The organism is Corynebacterium sp. HMSC056F09, from assembly GCF_001815785.1.
Classification (GTDB): domain Bacteria; phylum Actinomycetota; class Actinomycetes; order Mycobacteriales; family Mycobacteriaceae; genus Corynebacterium; species Corynebacterium hiratae.
Window position 1 is genome coordinate 1 of sequence record NZ_KV821953.1, and the last position, 359, is coordinate 359.

The window sequence follows — 359 nt, forward strand, 5'->3', positions numbered from 1 at the left end:
TTTTTCCGTTGAGGAGGTCGTTGACTACTTCCCGATGGTGAAATGGGCCGATGGTGAGGTAGAGAGGAACCAGTCACCTGGAAGAGATCGATCCAGTCGCTGGTGTGCAATCTGGGAGGTAGGGTCGCGGGGTCGATTCCTCGCGAGCGCAACCATGATTGTGTCTCTGAACGTGATGAAAACAACCCTGCCCTTCGGAGAATTTCCCCTATCCCGCGTCCCCGGGCAGTGAAAACGGTGTGCACCATCGCCTGAAAGGCTTTGCGCTGCTCTATCGGAATCTTCGGGTCACCCACCCGGCGGATCACTAAGATCCCCCCGTCAACGTTTGGCTGTGGCCGGAAAGCAGACCTTGGTAC

1 protein-coding gene is annotated in these 359 nt (G+C 56.8%); it reads right to left on the reverse strand.

Annotated elements, in window-relative coordinates; genetic code table 11:
* Window positions 1-359: rRNA adenine N-6-methyltransferase family protein (locus HMPREF3056_RS09800; protein ID WP_304439991.1), on the reverse strand; the 359-nt coding region annotated here is incomplete at both ends.